At 63.0% G+C, this 20166-nt stretch carries 14 protein-coding genes; 5 read left to right on the plus strand and 9 right to left on the minus strand.

Annotation, left to right across the window (positions count from 1 at the left end; genetic code table 11):
- Together VNH11_04100 and VNH11_04105 are read left to right on the plus strand one after the other, a co-directional pair.
- A partial coding sequence (locus tag VNH11_04100) for a hypothetical protein (GenBank protein HVA45547.1) occupies window positions 1–4588 on the plus strand: 4588 nt, incomplete at its 5' end.
- A gap of 91 nt (window positions 4589–4679) precedes the next feature.
- Window positions 4680–5012: an iron-sulfur cluster assembly accessory protein gene (locus VNH11_04105; protein HVA45548.1), complete on the plus strand. Its 333-nt coding sequence runs from the start codon at window positions 4680–4682 to the stop codon at window positions 5010–5012.
- Between the two features lie 13 nt (window positions 5013–5025).
- Here the strand turns inward: VNH11_04105 and VNH11_04110 are convergent, their stop codons facing one another.
- The 3 genes from VNH11_04110 to VNH11_04120 all read right to left on the minus strand — a co-directional run bounded on the left by VNH11_04110 (window position 5026) and on the right by VNH11_04120 (window position 7762).
- Entirely contained in the window at window positions 5026–6426 is a 1401-nt protein-coding gene (locus tag VNH11_04110) for a BBP7 family outer membrane beta-barrel protein (GenBank protein ID HVA45549.1), read from the minus strand.
- 244 nt (window positions 6427–6670) lie between these two features.
- Entirely contained in the window at window positions 6671–7231 is a 561-nt protein-coding gene (locus VNH11_04115; protein HVA45550.1) for a hypothetical protein, read from the minus strand.
- 348 nt (window positions 7232–7579) lie between these two features.
- A complete protein-coding gene (locus tag VNH11_04120; protein ID HVA45551.1) occupies window positions 7580–7762 on the minus strand; it encodes a hypothetical protein in 183 nt (60 codons plus the stop codon).
- Between the two features lie 277 nt (window positions 7763–8039).
- On the opposite strand from VNH11_04120, the gene VNH11_04125 reads away from it, so the two are divergent.
- Complete coding sequence (locus tag VNH11_04125) at window positions 8040–9326, plus strand: HD domain-containing protein (GenBank protein ID HVA45552.1); 1287 nt, start codon at window positions 8040–8042, stop codon at window positions 9324–9326.
- Window positions 9323–9886, plus strand: a complete 564-nt coding sequence (locus tag VNH11_04130; GenBank protein HVA45553.1) for a hypothetical protein — start codon at window positions 9323–9325, stop codon at window positions 9884–9886. The genes VNH11_04125 and VNH11_04130 overlap by 4 nt, the downstream gene beginning before the upstream one ends.
- 61 nt (window positions 9887–9947) lie before the next feature.
- On the opposite strand, the gene VNH11_04135 is transcribed toward VNH11_04130, so the two are convergent.
- Window positions 9948–10409: a phosphoadenosine phosphosulfate reductase family protein gene (locus tag VNH11_04135; GenBank protein ID HVA45554.1), complete on the minus strand. Its 462-nt coding sequence runs from the start codon at window positions 10407–10409 to the stop codon at window positions 9948–9950.
- 126 nt (window positions 10410–10535) lie between these two features.
- On the minus strand, window positions 10536–12314 hold the full coding sequence (locus VNH11_04140) for a hypothetical protein (protein HVA45555.1): 1779 nt from the start codon (window positions 12312–12314) through the stop codon (window positions 10536–10538).
- A 236-nt stretch (window positions 12315–12550) separates the two neighbouring features.
- Here VNH11_04140 and VNH11_04145 point away from each other — a divergent pair, with 236 nt between their 5' ends.
- The gene (locus VNH11_04145; protein HVA45556.1) at window positions 12551–13852 is read left to right on the plus strand and encodes a DUF262 domain-containing protein; all 1302 of its coding nucleotides are present in this window, start codon (window positions 12551–12553) and stop codon (window positions 13850–13852) included.
- A 55-nt stretch (window positions 13853–13907) separates the two neighbouring features.
- On the opposite strand, the gene VNH11_04150 is transcribed toward VNH11_04145, so the two are convergent.
- The 4 genes from VNH11_04150 to VNH11_04165 form a co-directional block, all read right to left on the minus strand.
- The gene (locus VNH11_04150) at window positions 13908–14804 is read right to left on the minus strand and encodes an HNH endonuclease (GenBank protein HVA45557.1); all 897 of its coding nucleotides are present in this window, start codon (window positions 14802–14804) and stop codon (window positions 13908–13910) included.
- A 197-nt stretch (window positions 14805–15001) separates the two neighbouring features.
- On the minus strand, window positions 15002–15598 hold the full coding sequence (locus VNH11_04155; GenBank protein HVA45558.1) for an ORF6N domain-containing protein: 597 nt from the start codon (window positions 15596–15598) through the stop codon (window positions 15002–15004).
- A 126-nt stretch (window positions 15599–15724) separates the two neighbouring features.
- Window positions 15725–15973 carry a hypothetical protein gene (locus VNH11_04160; protein HVA45559.1) on the minus strand — a complete coding sequence of 83 codons (249 nt, stop codon included), beginning with the start codon at window positions 15971–15973 and terminating at the stop codon, window positions 15725–15727.
- Between the two features lie 932 nt (window positions 15974–16905).
- Window positions 16906–20004 (minus strand): vitamin B12-dependent ribonucleotide reductase, encoded by a 3099-nt coding sequence (locus VNH11_04165; GenBank protein HVA45560.1) that lies wholly within the window; start codon window positions 20002–20004, stop codon window positions 16906–16908.
- Window positions 20005–20166 lie beyond the last annotated feature (162 nt).

Genomic DNA, 20166 nt, shown 5'->3' on the forward strand with positions numbered 1-20166 from the left:
CGCCGACTTGGTGCGGGTGCGGGTGGATGGGGCGACGACGGCTGCTCGAAAGGAAAGCGGCCGGATCGTGGTGCCGCTGCCCTCCGAGCGACGGTTTCCCTTCGTCACCGTGGAGTTTTCGCTGCCGGGCGCGGCGCCGGGGCTGGTCTGCAACTGCGAAGCGCCCTGGCCAGCCATCGACTTGCCCGTCGCGTCGCGAGAATGGCTGGTCTCGGCGCCGGGCCAGTATGAGCCGCTGATCTGGTCCGACATGCCGGCCGATGAGGGGCGGCCGATGCTGGGCCGGTTCGTTCGAAGCCGCGGACAGCGACCCTTTGACGTCGCCAGGCTGTCTGACTGGCGGGAGTTGGCAACCCTGTCCGCAAACGCCGACGCACAAAGCGAGCGCGCTTCAAGCCTTCTTGCTGCGCTGGGATCCGCATTGGCGGCCAGTGAGAGGCCGCCCCACGGCCACGGAACAGCTTCCGTCAGCACCTGGGGCCGCCTGCTGACCGAGGCCACGCGCGAGCGAGTGGGACTGTCGAAATCGTTGCGCGTCGACGCGCGATCGCTGGCGCAGCTCGATATCGGTCCTTCGACGCCACTCGGCTCATGGTCGGTCCCGATGTCCGCCGCGGGACAGTCCGATGTGGAAATCGCACAGGCGGTCGCCGCCCAACTACTCCGCGAACACGGGCTGGCACTGCTGATGGATGGCGACCAGATCGTGCTCACGAACCGCTGGGCAGCGTTCGAAGCGGCGGGCGACCACGCATTGAGTGCCGGCTCGGTTGTCTTCAGGCGCGATCTGCCGGAAGCCGGCGAGGGCGAGCCGGTGGTTGAAACAACGTCGGTTCTGCCGCTTTCGGCATGGCAAGCGGAGCCGGAGATGATCTGGGAAGGCAATGCTTCGTCCGCGGGAGGTTTTTCCGACTTCGCCGCCCATGCCTGCCGCATCGACGGCTCTTTGGGTCCGACGTCGTTGACACTGGTCCGCCATGACGTGGTGACCGTGGCGGCGTGGTCCTTGGCCGCGGTGTTCGCCGCGCTCGGCATGTGGCTCGTCCGCGCTCGCCCTTCCGGCCTGGTGCTCCTCGCGGGTCTGGCCATGGTGGCAACAATCTGGTGCCCACCGGTGCTCGGACCTTTGGGCCGGGGCGCCGTTGTGGGTTGCATCGCCGCCGCGGCCTGGTACTGGTTGAGTCCGGCCGGTCGTCGGCCGCGGACGACCGTGCGATCGGCGATAGCCTCGGCAGACCACCGCGGCGGCCCGGCGGTTGTCGCCCTGGCATTGGCGGTAACCGCCGCGGCCGCTCATGCTCTCGGCGACGACGCGGCCGGCCCCGCTACGACCTCGGAATCCGCGGTCCACAATGTGTTTGTGCCGGTCGATGCCGACGACAAGCCCGGGGCCTTGTACCAGGTGCCGCTCGACTTTTTGGAAGAGTTGCGCCGCCGCGCCAGCGCGAGCACCGACGAGCCGCGGGGCTGGCTGGTCACGGGCGCCGCTTATGAGTGTGCGCTGGCGCGTGGCAAACCCGACGAACCGATCGGCGTGAGCCAGTTCGTCGTACGCTACCACCTGCACGTGATTTCGCCCGACGCCCATGTCCGGCTTCGCCTCGACCGCCGGCAGGCCGAACTCGCCGACGACTCGGCCACGCTCGACGGCCAACCGATTTCGCTCGATTGGCAGGACGAAGGGACTTTGTTGGTCTGCGACGTGGCGGAACCGGGCGACTACCTGTTGGAGTTTCGGCTGGTTCCCACGGTCAGCGACGAGCTGGAAACGCGCGTCCTGAGCCTGCGGATACCGCCGGTGGCCGCGTCCACGGTTGACGTGTCGTTGCCCGCCGAGCTGTCGAACGTCGAGCTGCCGACGATTCAGGGCGAAGCGCGTGTTGAAGACGGCGGTCGCCGCGTTCGGGCCAATCTTGGTCCCACGCCAACGCTGGCGGTGCGTTGGCCCCTGCAAGCCGCCGCCCCGGCCCAGGTTGAAGTCGAGGAGTTGCTCTGGCTCCGAATCCGTCCCGGATCGGTCGTGCTCGACGTCGATCTGAATTATGAAGTCAGCAGTGGCGCCCTGCGGCAGGTGCAGTTCACCGCCGATCGTCGGCTGCGGCTGATGCCGGGCACAACCTCCGCCCGAGAGCGAACGTTGCCGTCCGACCCGGCCAGTCCAGAAACACTGCAGGTGACGCAGATCGACCTGGAACGTGCGGTGGTCGACCGCACGACCTTGAGCTTGTCGTTTTTTCTCAGCGGCGCGTCGGGAGTGGGCAACGTGCGATTGCCGGCCTTTCACACCCAGAATGCAAGGCCAGTGCGACGTTGGTTGGCGGTGACCGTGGACCCGGGGCTGGAATACGCGGCCCGCGACGCCGAGCAGCTCGATCCGCTGCCGGCGGCCGACTTCGCCGCCAAGTGGCACGATGCGGACGTGGCGGCCCTGCGCGATGCGCTCGTCTATCGGCTCGACTCGGCCGACGCGCCTTGGAGCCTGGCGACGCGATCGCGCGAACCGCAAACGACGGTCAAGGAGGTTTTGGCGCTGAGTTGCCAGCGGTCGAACGCGCTCGTGCGGTATGAAGCTCAGCTCATGACCACCGCGGGATTTGTGTTTCAGCATCGCCTGCGCGTTCCGCCCGACTTGCAGATCGAACGCGTTACCTTGACCGAAGAGGGCATCGATCGCGTGGCGCGGTGGGCGCGCAGCGAAGAGGGGCAGATCAGCGTGTTTCTCAACCGCCGCATCACCGGCGCGCAGCAGCTTACGCTGTGGGGCCGTTTGCCGATTCGTGCCAACGGGCGCCTGTCGCTGCCCGCGGTCACCGTGGAACCCGCTGCCCTCGGAACGATCGAACAGGTGGAGGTTCTTTCCCGCAGCCTGGAGCTTTATCGGCAGCCGGCGGTGCGTGTGGCGCTGGACGCCGCCGCCGGGCTCGGCGAGCTAGTGCAGCCCGCCCTCGAGCCGGTCCATCCGCGGCTGGGAAGGCTCGTCTTCACCTGCACCGCCGAGCCGAGCTACTCGGGCACCGTGGTCGTCTCCGCCAACGACGCACGCATCGCCGGGGCGGAACAGTTTACGGTGTTGCGCTTCGTCAACCAGGCGTGGGGCGCCGAGATCGATTATCGCTTTCGCGCGGAGGGGGGAGTCGTCGATGCCGTGCGGTTCGACGTGCCGGCCAACTGGGGCGCCAACCTGGAAGTGGCCTCACCGCCGGCCACGATCGAGCTGAGCGACCAGCCCGGCAAAACGCGAAAGGTGATGATCGTGCGGCCGCTGAAACCGCTAACCGGCGATTGCCAGGTCAAAATCCGTTCGCCGCTGAAATACGCTCCGGGCGATCCGATCTCCGCGCCCGACGTGGTGGTGCTGGGAATGCCCGCGGCCGAGCGTTACTGGTGCTTGCCGCTGCAGGTCGGCATCGAGGCCGTGAACTGGGACCCGCAACGGATGGCGCCGGCCACCCTGCCGGAAGACATGTCAACTTCGCTGCCCGGCCCGGAATCGGCCGTAACGCTTCGCGCGGTCGGCGATCATCCCCAAGCGGTGATGACTTCCGTCAAGGCCGTGGTGGGTGCCGCCAGGGTCCGGCTGGCCGACGTTCGGCTGGCGCCGAGCGTCATCGGCGGTTGGACCGCCGCGGCGGCGTTCGACCTGGAGCCGGGCGGACGATCGAGTTGCCCGGTCCGCCTGGCAGCGGGCTGGCGTTTGGTGGCGGCCAGCGTGAGCGGACTGGCGGCGACGCCATTGCCCCAGGATGAAGGAGAATGGCAGGTCCCACTTTGCTCCGACCGCTTGCCGCAGCGCGTGGAGTTGGTCCTGATGAGCGACACGTCGCCTTCCTCCTCGATCAGGCGATTGCCGCTGCCCGTGGTCTGGTTGGAAGGATGGGCCGAGGAGGAGACGCTGCTCACCGTGAATGCGCCGCGACAATACACAGTCGAATTGAATGCGGCCCGGGTCGACGACGCGTCTTGCGACTCGGCGCGAATCGACAGCGTGATGTCGCTGCTTGATTTGCCCGAAGAAATCGTGGCGACGACGTCCAAGAACGATCTTGCCGGCTGGTATCGCCCCTGGGCCCAATGGCTGGTCTGGTGCGGCAAACGGCCCGGCCCGCCGCGGCTGCCCCGCGGCGACGCGACGGGCAAGACGTCGGCGGTTCCCGACAACTGGCTGCGTTCGGCCCGACGACTGCGCGCGGAGGAGATCTTGGTCGGCATCGCCAATTCCCCCTCGCTGGCCGTTCAGACGATGGAAGTCTGGAACGAAATGCACGAATCGCTTGCGGCCGCCCAGTTTCGTTGGTCCGGTGACGGCCCGCGCCAACTCGCCATGCGACCCGGCTGGCAGAGTGCTTGGCGGACGCGCTCGATCGCGACGGCCTGGGCGACTTTAGCGGTTTTGACGTTGCTGCTGCTGCGTCGCATGGCGGTGGCGGCCGACCTGCCCCGTCGCTGGCCGCATTTGCTGGTGGTCGGCCTGGGAATCGTCTGGTGGCTTGTCTGCCAGCCGAGCGCGGCCGGCTGGCTGCTCGTCGCTTGGGGATTCGTGGGGGCCCTTCGCTCGGCAGTTTGGCCCCTTAAAGGGAAGGCAGAGTAGATTTGCCGCTTTCCTTTTTCCAGCGGATCGTATAATTTAAGCAAGTGACGTTGTGAAAAGTCCCCTAACCTAAAAGAGACGGTCAAGCATTATGGCAGTGGCATTGACAGAAAAGGCCGCCAAGGAAGTCCAGCGGATCATTGAAGAGCAGAAGTTCGAAGAAGACATGGTGTTGCGCGTGGGCGTGGCCGGGGGCGGTTGCAGCGGCTTCCAGTACAGCCTGGGCTTCGACAAAGGCTTCGACGAAAAGGCCGACAACCGATACCAGTTCCACGGCGTGACGGTGGTCGTCGATAAGAAGAGCGCGCTGTATCTCGACGGCACGACCGTCGATTTCTTCGAAGGGTTGGAGAAACGCGGTTTCACGTTCGACAACCCGAACGCGGTCAAAAGCTGCGGCTGCGGTAGCTCGTTCTCGGCCTAACGGAACGCGACGGTCAGAAGTTCCACATGCCGCCGACCATCACGCCGTGCAAGATCAGATCGCCGTTGGTCTTGATGTTCTGCATGCCTTGCTGGTCGGCCCAAAAGGCCGGAATTTGATTGTCGGTCAGGCCGACTCGCGTCACGCCCATCAAGCGGTATGCCGCGAAGGCGCTGAACCGCGGCGTCACCTGATAGCCCGCGCCGACGTCGATCTGCGCCAGCGTCGAAACCGTGCTGCGGCGGGCCAGCACGTCGAAGCCCTGCGCTCCGTCGCCGGAGTAGAGGTGCTCGCGCATCGAAACCTCGTTTCCGAACAGCCCCACCATCGGCTGGGCATAGAGCCGCACGCGCGGCACGACGAAGTAGTCGATGCGTGAGCCGAGCTGGATGCCCGCCAGGTTGTTGGTGACGTTGGTATTCAGATAGGCCGCGTAGGCGCCCCCGCCGTCGCTGAAATTCGTCGAATTGACGCCGCCGAAGATCAGGCCGTCTTGAAAGCGGAAGTAACGCAGGCCGGCGTAGCCGGTCCACATCAGACGGCAGGCGGAGGGACCAAACGCGGCCCGCCGCATGGCGTTCCACTCGAAGTTGTTGAAGCTGTCGCTGCGCCACAGAGCATGGGTGTGCGCGTTGTCGAAGTAGAACGTCGCACTCTGTTGGCCGACATTCACGTTGCCCAGGTTAAAGGGCGTGCTGAGCTGATAGTTCGGGTCGACGACGCTGGCGGTGCCGGTCATCGGTCCAAGCCCCCAATAAATGAACTGAAAGCCGTAGGCTTGGGGGCCGAACCAGCGGCCGAACATCACTTGCCCGCCGCCGGCCCAATTGTCGCGTGCCCGGCCGGTGTCGAGCAGGTTCGTGTTGACGTTCGACGAGTTATACGTGGTCGACAAGGCGTTGGGTGCGTCGCGCGTCATCACCAGTCCGGCCAGCGAGCCAAACCAGTAGCCGGGCTGAAGCCGCAGGCCATAGGGCAAGTTCAAGGGCGCCATGCCGGCGGTGTTCAGTGCCTGGGCGAACGGGCTGCCGCCCAGAAGCGGACACGTTCGGCAGCCCTGGCAACCAGCGGGCATGCCGCAACAGGCCGCGTTCTGCGCGGGAAGCACGTCAGCCCCATCTTTCGAACTTGCCGGCATGGCCTCCGTCGGCTCGTCCCACGCATAGCTCGAAGCCACCGAGGGCAGGGGGCCTTCGCCGGGCCACGACGACGGCGCGTAGTAGCCGTCGCGCTGCCCGCGGGCCAGGGGCGTGCGGGCTTCCAGCGCGGTGGCGCCCGCCGACGGACGCGGCAACGGGGGCGGAGCAAACGCGGGCAAGGGCAACAGGGATGGCGTTTCAGCGCCGCTGCCCTGAGCATGGGCGGCAACGGCCCACAGCAGCCAAGCTGCGCAAAAAACAGACGCGGTACGCATCGGCTCGTGTCTCCTTCCGTGGCAGATCAGAGTCCTTTACCAGCATCGTCGGGCCTGCCGCGCGGATTGTTGCGATTACCGGCCGCGGCCGTATGAATCGGATTGTGCCGGCGATGCCCGTGGAGTAACCCCGACGCCTTGCGCCGGCCGACTTTTCGGCACGCGGCCGACGTCTTGCCTGGTCGTTCTACTTTACGCGGCCGACTGAGATAGCCCTACTCCAGCGTCAGCTTCACCAGATCGCTCACCGAGCGGACGGCGCCGGGCGTGGCCAGGTAGCTGATGCCGCGGTGCAGGTGCAGCCGAAACTGTCGGGCGACCGTTTCGTCGTCGCAGCCATGCCCGTCCCGCTCGCACCGCTCCTTGACCAGCGCCAGATACAGTAGTATCGCCGGTCGACCTCCGTGTCGGTCGACAAGATGATCACCTGATGGCTGGCGTTGGGAAAGTACCGCTCGACCAGGTGCTCGCGGTGCCGTTGGTCGAGCCGGGCCATCGGCGTGTCGATGATCGCCGGCAGCGAGCGAGCGCTGGGCCGTGCCAGGCCCCATAGCACCGAGATGGCGAAAATCTGCTCCTCGCCTTCCGAGAGTCTTTGCTTGGCAAGCGCCTGCCCGTCGCTGCCGTAGAGCGTGATCGCGAACGTCCGCGGATCGATCATGATCTGCTCGACGAGCGTCTGCTTGCGCAGCAAAAAGCGGAACGACTCGGTCACCAGCGACGACAGCCGGTCGATCTTGGCCGCCGTCGCGCGGCGCAGAAACTCCTGCATCGTCGTCTTGGTCCGGGCCGCAAGGTTCGCCATCCGCACGGTCTCTTCTTCGCGAATCTCTTGCTGCACCCGCTTGCGCAGCAGCTTCTGCTGCCGATTGACCCGACCCCAACGGGGTCGTATTCGACAGCCTAGGGCAACGCCCTAGGTTGGCGTCGGCACCAACACGGCCACCCCAGCGGGGTGAAACGCCCGTCGCGCCGCTGGGAGTCGCGCCCCGTTGGGGCTTCTAAAATCATTGCCGCCGATAACCAAGGGCTCCGCTGCGCCGCGCCCTGGGCTATCGAATCGCGCCCCTTCGGGGCATTTTCTCCCTCTCCCTCCGGGAGAGGGCCGGGGTGAGGGCCGTCGCCTGCTTTCGGTTATCCCAGTTCTGGCCCCTCATCTCTCATCCCCCTCCTCAAACAACCTCTTCTGCGGCGAGCGCTTCGGCTCTTCGCCCTCCGCGGCCTTGAGCCGCGCTTCCTGCTCGGTGCGGATGCGGATCGCTTCTTCTTCGCTCTCGAATTGCCCGGCCTTGAGGCACTCTTCCAGCGCGTCGAACACGCCGGCCCGGCGGGTCATGCCGCGAAACTTCCGCTCGACGTCGCGCCAAAATACAGTCGAGCATGTCGGCCTGAATCTCGAAAAAATGCTGCTCGTCGCCGCACACCTCGGCCAGCAGCCGCCAGTCGTCGGGGCCTAACAAATTGTCGTCGGCCTGCCGGGCAGGAAACGTTTAGCGCGTCATCGGCCGACCTAGCCCCTGTCCGGCGGCCATCGGCGGCCTTAAGATAGCGACCGGTCAATTTCATCGACTAATTGCCGGCGAGCGACTTGTCGGCGAGCGACGGCATTAACAATGGTCCCCAAGCACCAGCGCAACTACGAATTCCGCTGTCCGGTTCACGGGTTCATCACGCTCAGCGCTTGGGAGCGTGAGATCGTATCGCAACCAGCTTTCCAGCGGCTGCGGCGGATCCGCCAGCTCGCCTGGACCGACCAGGTCTATCCCGGCGCAATGCACACGCGGTTTGAGCACTCACTGGGCGTCATGCACGTCGCAACGGCGATGTACGATGGCCTCGTGCATTCGAGTCGGAGCATTCTGGAACATGACCTGAAATTCGACGCCGCGGGGATCGAGCGAGATCGCATTCTCGTGCGACTAACAGCCTTGCTGCACGACGTGGGCCATGCACCGTTCTCGCACGCCGCCGAAGACCTGTTTCCTGTGATCCGCGACGAGCGCGTTCATCGTTATCAGCATGAGGACTACTCGGCAGCCATCATCCGCCAGAAGTTGCGAGACGCGATCGAACAACACCCGCTCAACGACAACTACAGGATCGGCGCCGACGAGATTGCCAACCTCCTCGAGCGATCCGTAGCGGCAGGGCGGGCACTCGTCTGGGGAGACATCATCAGCGGCCAAATGGATGCCGACCGCATCGACTACCTCCTCCGTGATTCGTTGCACGCCGGCGTCCAGTACGGCCGTTTCGACTGGCGGCGACTGATGAGTTGCCTCGTGCTCGTTCCGTCGGTCGAGGAACCGGGCTTCCGACTTGGTGTCACGGAAGGCGGGCTGCACGCCGCGGAATCGCTCGTGTTGGCCCGCTATCTCATGTTTACGCAAGTCTACTTCCACAAAACCCGCGTCGCCTTCGACCATCACCTCCACCATGCTTTAGCGGAAGTGCTGCCGGGCGGCGTGTTTCCGCCGCCATCCGCCGACGCCCTTGATGAGTTTCTTGGCTGGGATGATTGGCGGGTGCTGGGAGCGCTGGCCGAGGGTCGCGGCGGAGAGCATGGTCGAAGGCTCCGCCAGCGCGACCACTTTCGCGAGGTGTATCATACGCCGGAAACTCCCAGCGCACGCGACCTGGCCCGCTTCCGCGGCATTTGCGACAATTTGGGCCCATTGCTCAGAACGGTGGTGTCCGCCGAAAAATCTTGGTATAAAGTGGACAAGTTGGAAATCCCGGTTCGTAGCGACAATCCCGGACGGCGTGTCGTCTCGTTGTCGAAGCTCTCGACAGTCGTTGCGGGATTGAAGCCCATTGACAAGCGGATGGCGTATTGCGCGCCGGAAGACAAGGAGCGGGCCTTGGCCATTGTCGTCAAACGAGAAGGAAGGAGCCGATGAACGCAGACAAACAAGGATGGTTCCGGTTGGCGGTGCTTGCAACGCTGGTCAAGCGCGCGCCGCAGCCGCCTGGCCGGACCGCCATGATGAAGTTCGCCTACTTGCTGCAGACGTTGCGCGGCGTGCCTTTGGGCTATGACTTCCGCTTATACAACTACGGGCCGTACGATATCCGCGTGCTGAACGATCTTTCGCAAGCCGAGAGGTTCCGGGCGGTGAAGGAGAAGACCGTATCCTATCCCAAGGGCGACGGCTATCAGTATTTGCCCAAAGAGCGGTGCGAGTGGGTTTGCGCCCAGGCGGCCGACGAGCTCGACGAGTTTGGCGAGGCCATCGATTGGCTCGTCGAGCGTTTCGCTTCCGAGCCGGCCTGGCGGCTGGAATTGTTTTCGACGATCGTCTATGCCGAGCGCGAGCTGCGGCGCAAGCAGCAGCCGCGTTCTCGCAACGAGCTTTGCCGCCGCGTGCAAAGCATCAAACCCTACTTCGACGGCGAGAAGATCGCGGCCGCGGTCGACGCCCTTGCCCGTGACGGCCTGATCGAAGCCCCGGCCGATTAAGCTAGTTGGTCGACCCAGCAGCCGAACCGGCTGGTGCCGCAGCTCGGCGTCGTGGTATCGACTACCAGCGGGCATTCGCCCCGTCGCTGGCCCCCTGATACATGCCCAACGGCGACTTGTTGGTATGCCCCCAGGGGTTTTTGTATTGCATCAAAAACAGCCACACGTCGTCGTTCGACCAGTCTTCGATGGGCGTATAGGCCAGCGAGTTGGGCAGATTGGCGTTGGGCGTGAGCCGTTCGCGGACGCGGCGGGCATCATGTTTGGCCATCGTGCGTGCCCGGCGTTGGCTTTCGGCCTTGCGCGTGCCGAGCACCAGAATGGCCTCGCCATTATCGCGGACGACGTCGCGAATGAGGCGGTTCGAAGGGTCGATCTTGAGCCGTTCGGTACACCAGCGAAACAGCTTTCGCGACGTCGGATAGCCGCGGCCGATCAGGTTCACCCAAAAACTGCTCTTGGTTTCCGGCGTCAGCTCATGCGGTACGATCGGAATATGCTGTTCGCGAGCGGCATCGCGCATTTTGGCCCGCGAGGCATCAACCAACGCCGCAACCAGCGGCTACTCAACCAGCGTGTCGTTGGTAATGACATGGTGGGACCGAATTCGCGCCCTTCCTGTTCAAGGCGATGCCCTGAGCCATGCGTATCAAGCGCGCGCGGCGTTGATTTCTGCGATCGCGTCACGAAACGCGGTGATAAGGCGGTTTTCCAAAATGTAATTCACCATGTCATCCAAATGCATGAACTCGTAGTCGCGTCCAAACGCGCTTCGCTGTTCGCTCTTCCAAGCGGCCATAAGTGGCTCGACGTGCGGATCTGCGTGGCCATTCCAGATAAGAATAGCGACGCGTTCTTCGACGGGATCGTGGATCTGAAAGGGATCGAGTGGAACCTGAAACATCTCTTCGAGTTGAAGACGAATCTGTCTCCAGCCCGCTTTTTTGATGTTACCGCATTTCGCTTGGTACATCCGCAGCACGAGCCGGCCGTTGTGTTCCGCGGCGACTGCGATATCCTTACCGTACTCGATCGGTCCGTGCCGAATCTGCGCGTATCGCGGCACCGAATTCTGGAACAGACGAAGCAGTAGGCGACGGAAGTCGCGCTCGTCGGTGATTCCCTCTAAAGCGCGGTGCATCCAAAGGCGATTTGGTCCTTCGAGGATGCCGATGGCGCGCCGGTCGATAGCTTTCCGCACCGTCTCTGCTTCGACTTGCCTAATGAGTGGAATACGATCAAGTGCGAGCATCGCCCGGCCAACGGAGCTAAGCCCCTGCCTGCGATCCGCACGCATCTGCTCAAAGCCAGCATAGGCATGGTCAAGAAATTCCAACGTCGCAGGGTCGCCGTCGTTTTCGCCAAAGAACCTTATGTCCGATTCGAATACTGCTCGTGCGTCCGCTGCGCCAATGCCATGATCCAGGCCGAGAGCACCAGCCAACATCCGAATCAATAGGTGATATCGATGGACGGCTGTGTGGGCATACGATCGATGATCAGGCATACATGCGGCTGCCTGAGAGATATACTCCTCCGCGCGTTCTGGATCTGTCACAGCTCGGGCGATCCATGAGCGCGATCGAAAGTACGGCGCCCACAGATGGCGGTTAACCCCCGACCAGGCCCCGTCGGCATCTCTGTACGTCTCGGGACCCGTGTCCTCGAAAATCGTCGCAGCCCCCGCGAATGATTCGGCTGCGCATTGCGTAGCGGTAAACGCCTGCACCGCCATTTGCCAGCCGCGCAAATCTGGCGACTTAAAGGCCCACGAGCATCGTCCTGAGATCTCGTGAGCTGCACGGTAGTCGCCCATACGAAGAAAGAGCTCGAATGCCGAGGGAACGCGGAAGCAAAATGTTCGGACGTGGCTGTCCCACGTCGTCGTTTCGGAGCTGACGACGCCGCCCGGGAATTCCGGGGTCCACGGCCCGGTGATTGGCCCCTGCAAGCGCAAGCCATAAACGAGAAACGACGCAGCGTTGTGATGATCACTGAATCCGCGCACAAGGCGATCGGCAAGCGTCAAATAAACCGCGTTGGTGTCGCGCGCCAACTGACGTTCATCCGCGTAATCGAGCGAGCGGAGTTCCTGGTACCATTGCCTTAGCGCGAGAAGCGCTTCCATCGAATCGGCAGGGCTCCCTTCAACGCAGGACCGGAATGCCGCAATGGCTCGGCCGATATAGCCAACCCTTGTTTTACGATCGAGCAGCCCCCATCCAGCACGCGTGGCGTCTATGAGCGCAATACCTGCCGCGAACGGATACCCCGTTGCCAACCATGAGTCAGCCGCTTGACCTAGCTGCTCGACCCTCGTCATCGACGGGCTCTCAAAGCGCGGGCCCGCCCAATAGGCGTCCTCGGGCGTCAGAATCAATTGGTCTTTCATTCCGTAGTCGATCCGGCCTGCATAGAAAACCTGCATTATACGCGGTCGGAGATCAAAACTCGCACGAGCGAGGCGAATTTGGAGAGTATCAAAGACGGTCATGCCAGTGCCGGGCCGCGATACCGCGGCAGCGCTTGAAAGGCTTACCAAAGCTCTGGCCGATGGTGGAGGCATCCGGCGAAGCCGTCAAGGGCCGGCTCGTCGAAGCTTGTGGCCAAGGTCTTTGAGCGCTAGACTGGAATCGTTTGACCTAGCGCAATCGGATGCCTCAGATGAAATTCGGCAAGACGGCTTACTCGTTAAAGGAACTCGTCGGTGCATGGAAGGACGGGTTGCTCGTTCGCAATCCCGAGTATCAGCGCGGCGAGGCATGGAGCCTGTCCCAAAAGCAGGCACTGGTTGATTCGCTCTTTCGCCACTACCCTATCCCGCCGTTGTTCCTAGAACAAAAGGTTAAGGCGAGCCTTGGCGGGGCAAAATCGGAAAAGTACGAGATCATCGACGGCCAACAACGCCTCCTCGCGATCTCGGAATACTTTGACGGCAACTTCGCCCTGCTTGCGCCGCACGACAAGCGGCTGCGACTCCCAGTTAGCCTCCGGACACAATCCGCACGATGGGCGGAACGACGATATGACGGTTTAAGCCATGAATTGCGGACGGAACTGGATGACGCAAAGGTTGATGTTTTCGTCGTTTCGCACGTCGATCATCCCGATGAAGTACGAGATTTGTTCATCCGATTACAGTCAGGTACCGCGCTGACGAGACAGCAGATCCGGGACGCGTGGCCTGGCCATCTTGGGCCATTCGTCGAATCACTGGCTGGTAAGTTGCAAAAGCGGCCGAGATTCGAGTTCTTTGAGCTCGTCGATGGCCGAGGGCTCCGCGATGAGGAGGGCGATGCTCGGGATCCGTATGTCAAGCATCGCCAGACCTGTGCGCAGCTCTTGCGGATCATGCTGGCCCGAATGATAGAGCCGGCCGAGTTTCCGAGCATTGCAGCGGGCGACCTTGACGGCCTCTATCATGAATACACGGACATCGACCTTGAGGGCCCGACGATACGGCGAGCTCTGCAGGTGTTTGACGCGGTCGAGGAAGTCGGGCACCAGATTGGCCGGATGTACACGCGAAAATACAAGATCCACAAGCAGGGCATGTTTGCGCTATGCACCTTCTTTCAGGACGCCTTTCGCAATCCAAACTTCAAGATGGACCGAGAATCCATCCGCAAGCTTGCGGAGTACGTCACAACGAAAGCCCCCAAGGCTGAGGGTAAATCGAGTTCCGCGGCCAAGAATGCGGCTTATTATGAAAGATGGCGGGTCCAGTTGCCTGAGGGTATCGGCGTCAAGCTTGACCCGAAGCGGCTTTTTGACGACAGCCAGAAGCAGGAGTTACATCGCCTTTCGGGTGGCAAGTGCAAGAGGTGTGATCGACCGACCGAACTTGCTGATGGCGAGGGCGATCATTACCCAATACCTCATCGCGATGGCGGCCCGACGACGATCGAAAACGGGCGATTCGTCTGTAAAGAATGCAACCGCCCCGGCCGCCCAAGACTTCCATAGTAGGGATTCAATCACCGCAGCAAACGCGATAAATAGCCGGCGACACGCGCCGCCATCAGTTCCCCTCAAACTTCTTCTCTCGGTGCCACGCGAGATGCTTGCGGTCGGGCCAAATCAGCTCGTTGCTCGGCAACCGAATTCGCTGCCCTGCGTAATCCTTCAGCGGCTTCTGGTCGGGGCATTCTTCGTCGAAACGGTCGGCGGCGACGAGAATGCGGTATTCGTCGTCGATCGACCAGAGGCCGGCGTCGAAGAGCCAGTGGGCGTTCTTCGAGAGAGCCAGGCCGTTGCGGGGGTCGTCGTTGCGGGAGTCGGAGAATTGATGGATGTGGGCGGCGTCGACGATGCTGCCCGCCGCGATCGTCGTCAAACGCAGGCCGGTCAACGCACAGGTGTAGTTATAGGCCGCCACGACATCGAGGCGGAACCGCACGTCACGACCCTTGCGCCGCGGGTCGTCGTCGGGCAAATAGCTGGCGTCGGCCGCAATCTGGTCGTCGGTCGGAAGGAGCATCTCGAACAGCGAGTAAAGTGCCAACCGCTCGGCCGGCTCAAAATACCTGGCGATCAGGATGCGCCGAGCCTGCTCGCGAAATGCTCCATCGGCCGCGGCCGCGACAAAGCGGGCATTCAACCGCGCCACGCGGGCCAACTTGTGATCGCTCGTCGGCTCGCCGCGGGCATCGAGCGGCGTCCAAACGCCCTCGGTCTTCAGCTTGGTGAACGGGAACCGCACATCGGGCTTCTGGTTGCGGCGGTGAGCCACGATCGACCAGTAAGTGCAGAAGCGAAAGGCGAGCTGCGGCGTCAGCGGCAGAACCTCGTGGCCAAGCGAGCCCTCTCGGGCCAAGTCGAGCACGACGAGCAGCAACAAAGGCTTGTGCGGCGCGTTCGATGCCGTGTCAATCCGCAGCCGGGCGAACTTCGCCAGCCAAAAGCCCTGATCGTTCACCGCCGTCGAGCTCCCGTCGCCAGGGAAGAAATGGATGAGGGCATTCTAACGTGAACCACAAAGAGTACAAAGGACACGAAGGCAACAGGGCACAGGGCACAGGGAAGACGGAACCGGTGGCAGGGCTGCCCACGTACATTTCGATGCGGTCACGAATTGTGACCGCATGCCTTCCTTTGAAGTCGCCGATTGTGATCTCAAAGCATCGGCTTCGTCCGCGCGCTTCGCTTCCGCTTGGCTCGTTCGGCGCCACCGGCCCGCGGTGCGTCGCCCTCCGCGGCCGCGAAGCCGATGCGGCGCTTTTTGGGCGCCGGCGGCGGGGCCATGAGCTGGCGGATGGCCTCGAACACCACGCGAAAGTTGTCATCGTACTTGCGCTCCAGCTCCGCCAGCTTCGCCGCCAGATCTTTGTGGGACGCCAGGATTTCCCGCAGGCGGACGAAGGCCCGCATGATGGCGATGTTCACCTCGATGGCCCGATCACTGTTTAGGACGCTGGAGAGCATCGCAACACGCTGCTCGGTGAAGGCGTAGGGCAAATACTTGCGGTGTTGGCCGCGCCCGCTCTTTAAGGTCACAAATTGTGACCTTAAAGCCGCCGCCTCGTCAGCGGTCAGTTGGAACATGAAATCGTCGGGGAACCGCTTGGCGTTACGCTTGACCGCCTGATTGAATGCCTTTGTGGGCACGCCATAGAGCTCGGCCAGATCGCGGTCGAGCATCACTTTCTGGCCACGGATGAGCAGAATCGCCCGCTCGATTCGCTCCGCCGGAACTAAAAGCTCTTTCGCCACCGAAACCTCATCGCACAGCCATTGGCCGCTTTAGGACGAATCTACCGCCGTCAGCGGCGCCAAGCAACGGGGCGCCCCACATCAAGCCGGCACCGCACATCGCGCCCCTTCCACGGCGGACCGTCTTCAGACAAATGGCTGGCGTCGGAACCCCGGATCATTCGCCGCCGCGACAAAGCCGGCGTTCAACCGCGCCACGCGGGCCAGCTTGTGATCGCTCGTCGGCCCGCCGCGGGCATCGAGCGGCGTCCAAACGCCCTCGGTCTTCAGCTTGGTACACGGGAACCGCACGCCGGGCTTCTGGTTGCGGCGGTGAGCCACGATCGACCAGTAGGTGCGGAAGCGAAAGGCGATCTGTGGAGTGAGCGGGAGCAAAGCGGCACCACCCTCACCCTTGCCCTCTCCCTGTGGGAGAGGGGATTAGCGAGCGCTCTTGGGCCAGGTCGAGCGCGACGAGCAACAGCAGCGGCTTATGCGGCGCGTTGGTGGCCGTGTCGGTCCGCAGCCGGGCAAACTTCGCCAGCCAAGACCTTTGATTGTTTCACCGCCAACGGCTCCCGTCGCGAGGCATGTCATTCAGCCACGGATGAAACACCGATGAAACACGGATGACAGACAGCAAGAGTTTTGATCCGTGTTTCGTCGGTGGCTGGCAGCGGTTTTATGACCCCTTGCTTCGGAACTACCATCGTAGTTCTTCCTTCGTCCCGCGTGCGGTGTTTGCAAGTCATTGCCGTTTAATACCTTACGTCGATGCCGACGTAAAGCTTCGCCGAACCCGGTACGCAGGCGCCCTACACCAACCCGAAGCGCCAGCGAGGAACATGAAAAAGGCGGCAAAACCTCGCTTGCGCTTCGGGTTAGTGTGGAAATGGGAACGGGTTCGGCGAAGCTTTACATGCCGACAGGCGGGTGCCGTGCCCCGCGGACACGGCGCGCAAAACAAAGGCGCCGCGCGCGCGGCGCTTTTGTTTTGCGCGAGCGACTCTTTTTGATCCCGGTCTTCGAGACGGCGCAAAACAAAAGCGACACGCGCGTGTCGCTTTTGTCGCGCCCGCGGGGCCGGTTGTGCGCAAGCGTCTCGACGCTCAATCCGCGTGCCCGTCCGTTGTCGGCGCGGCGCCGAACGCGACACGCGTGTCGCTGGAGATAGCACAAAAAGCGGATTGCTCGCGGGATCCCTTCCCGACAGTCCGTTACGAGCAACCCGCGAACTCCGTAGCTCAGACTTTCCGGCCCTGACAGGACGGCGCGCCGATCCGGCAGCGTCCGTCCCTGATCTCGCATCCCTGATCTCTCATCCTTCCTTACGAGCAGCCCATGCTGTTGCCGCAGTTGTGGCAGAGATAACAGTTGCCGTTGCGGACCGTAATCGCACCGCAGTTGTCGCAGGTCGGAGCGTCCGCCTGGAAATTGGCGAACTGGTCGCTGCGCGTGGCCGGAAGCGCCAACAGATCGTTGGCGTCCCAGTCGGGTGCGATCAGGGCGGCGCGCTCCGGCAGGTTGGACTTTCCGGACGGAACGGGACTCTTGTGCGAGCCGTTCCTATATGGCCTCGCTGACGCTTCGGGTTGCTGTGGCCTCGCTGACGCTTCGCCTTGGTAGGTCGTCGCTTGCGCTTCGGGCTTGTGCAGGCCATTCGTCTGCGACTTGGACGCTCCGGTCCCATGGGCCAGCCCGCCGGCCTTCCTGGCGGCGGGCTTAACCTCCCCCGGCTCATCGTCTCCTCCGGTTTCCTTACCGGCCGAGGCGTCGGCTACCGGTAGTCCAGCACTCGCCTCGCGATAGCCGGGCAAAAACGTGATGCCCAACCAACGGAAAATATAGTCGACGATACTCTTGGCAATCCGGATGTCGGCGTTCTTCGTGTGCCCCATCGGCTCGAAGCGCGTGTGCGAGAACTTGTTCACGTACACTTCCAGCGGCACCCCGTATTGCAAGCTCATCGAGACCGCCGTGCCGAAGCAGTCCATCAGGCCGCCGATGGTGCTTCCCTCTTTGGCCATGGTGATGAACAGCTCGCCCGGCCGGCCGTCTTCATACAGCCCGACGGTGATGTAGCCCTCGTGCCCGGCGATGCTGAATTTGTGCGTGATCGAGTTGCGCGTGTCGGCCAGCCGCTCGCGACGCGGGATGGCCTTCACCTTTTCGGCCGCCTTGTCGCCTTCGGTGCTCGTCGACAACGGTTGGCTCTCTTTCGAGCCGTCGCGATAAACGGCCAGCGCCTTGAGGCCCAGCCGCCAACCTTCGAGATAAGCGTCGGCGATGTCGTCGGGCGTGGTGTCGCGCGGCATGTTCACCGTCTTCGAGATCGCCCCCGATAGGAACGGCTGGGCCGCGGCCATCATCCGCACGTGCGCTTTCCAGGCGATCGACCGCGTGCCGTTGCGCGGCTGGAAGGCACAGTCGAACACCGCCAGGTGCTCGGCCTTCAGATCGGCCGCGCCTTCGATCGTGTCTTCGCGGTCGATGTAGCCCAGAATCGACTCGATCTCCGGCTGATCGTAGCCCAGCTTTTGCAAGGCCGCGGGCACCGTGTTGTTGACGATCTTCAGCATGCCGCCGCCGGCCAACTGCTTGTACTTGACCAGGGCGATGTCGGGCTCGATGCCCGTCGTGTCGCAATCCATCAAGAAGCTGATGGTGCCCGTGGGCGCGAGCACGGTGGCCTGAGCGTTGCGGAAGCCATATTGCCGGCCGTTGGCGAGCACTTCGTCCCAAACCGAGCGGGCCGCCTTCTTCAGATAATCGGGGCAGGCCAGGTCGATGTTCTCCACGGCGTCGCGGTGCATCTGCATGACCCGCAGCATCGGCTCGCGGTTGTCGGCATAGCCGTCGAACGGTCCCACGGCGGCCGCCAGTTCCACGCTGGCCAGGTTGCCGGCCCCGTGCAACAGGGCCGTCATCGCTCCGCACAGTCCCAGCGCCGCCGGCGAATCGTAGGCCAGTCCGCTCGACATGATCAAGCTGCCCAGATTGGAATAGCCCAGACCGAGCGGCCGGAAACGATGGCTGTTCTCCGCGATCGGCTTGGTGGGATAGCTGGCGTGATCGACCAGGATTTCCTGGGCGATGAAGTAGACGCGGCAAGCGGCCTGAAAACCTTCCACGTCGAACGTGCCGTCGTCGCGGCGGAACTTCATCAGGTTGATGCTGGCCAGGTTGCAGGCCGTGTCATCGAGAAACATGTATTCCGAGCACGGGTTCGAGGCGTTGATTCGTCCGGAGTTCGGACAGGTGTGCCAGCGGTTGATGGTCGTGTCGTACTGCACGCCCGGATCGCCACAGTACCAAGCGCACTCGGCCATCTTGTGCATCAAGTCGCTTGCCTGATAGGTCGGGCCGTTGCGCGATGGATCGGTCACCCAGTGCGTGCTCCACGACTTGTCTTCGACCGCGGCCTGCATGAAGTCGTCGGTCACACGCACCGACAAGTTCGCGTTCTGGAACAGGATCGAACTATAAGCCTCGCCGTTGAAGTTGGGGTCGTAGCCGTTCTGGATGAGAATGCGGGCCTTCTTTTCTTCTTTGGCCTTGCACTCGATGAACTCCAGGACGTCGGGATGCCAGACCTTGATCGACTGCATCTTGGCGGCGCGGCGGGTTTTGCCGCCGCTCTTGACCACGGCGGCAATCTGGTCGTAAACCCGCATGAACGACAGCGGACCGGAAGGCTTGCCCCCGCCCGACAGCTTCTCGCGGTGCGAACGCAGCGTCGACAGGTCGGTGCCGGTGCCGGACCCGAACTTGAAGAGCATCGCTTCGCTGCGGGCCAGCTCCATGATGGCTTCCATGTTGTCATCGACGCTCTGGATAAAGCAGGCCGACCCTTGCGGATACTCGTAGGGATTGTCAGGCTGCCGCACTTCCTTGGCTTCGTGATCCCAATGCCAGTTGCACTGGGCGCCTTTCACGCCGTACTGGTGATAGAGGCCGACGTTGAACCAGACCGGCGAATTGAACGCCCCGTGCTGGTGCAAGCAGAGCCAGGTCAGATCGCGATAGAACCGTTCGCCGTCGTCGGCCGAGGCGAAGTAGCCGTCGTGAATGCCCCAATCGGCGATGGTGCGGCTGACGCGGTGAATGAGTTGCCGCACGCTCTTCTCGCGTTCGGGCGTGCCGACTTCGCCGTAGAAGTATTTGCTGCACACGACGTTGGTGGCGAGCTGGCTCCAGAAGTCGGGCACCTCGCAATCGTTTTGCTCGAACAGCACCTCGCCCGACTCGCCTTTGATGGCCGCAGTGCGAATCTCCCACTGCACCGTATCGAAGGGATCGGCCACGTCCCGCGGGCAAAACCGCGACTCGACGACCACCCCGCGCGAGAAACGCCGGGGCGACTTGGGGCTAGGCCGGTCAGCGACTGCCAACGGGGCCGATTGAAGACGAACACTGGTATCTGACATGGGGAATCCCCTGTTTGAGAAAGCCGGGCATCCATTCCAATATACAGGAGTACATAACTAGGTGAACATATCGGCACTTTCTGGCCCTCGGGATGCCACTCTTTGGACCGAATTCTGTTGCCATTTTCCGGCAGACCCGCCGGCCACGTCACCCGTGACAAC

It is taken from the genome of Pirellulales bacterium (genome assembly GCA_035533075.1).
GTDB lineage: Bacteria > Planctomycetota > Planctomycetia > Pirellulales > JAICIG01 > DASSFG01.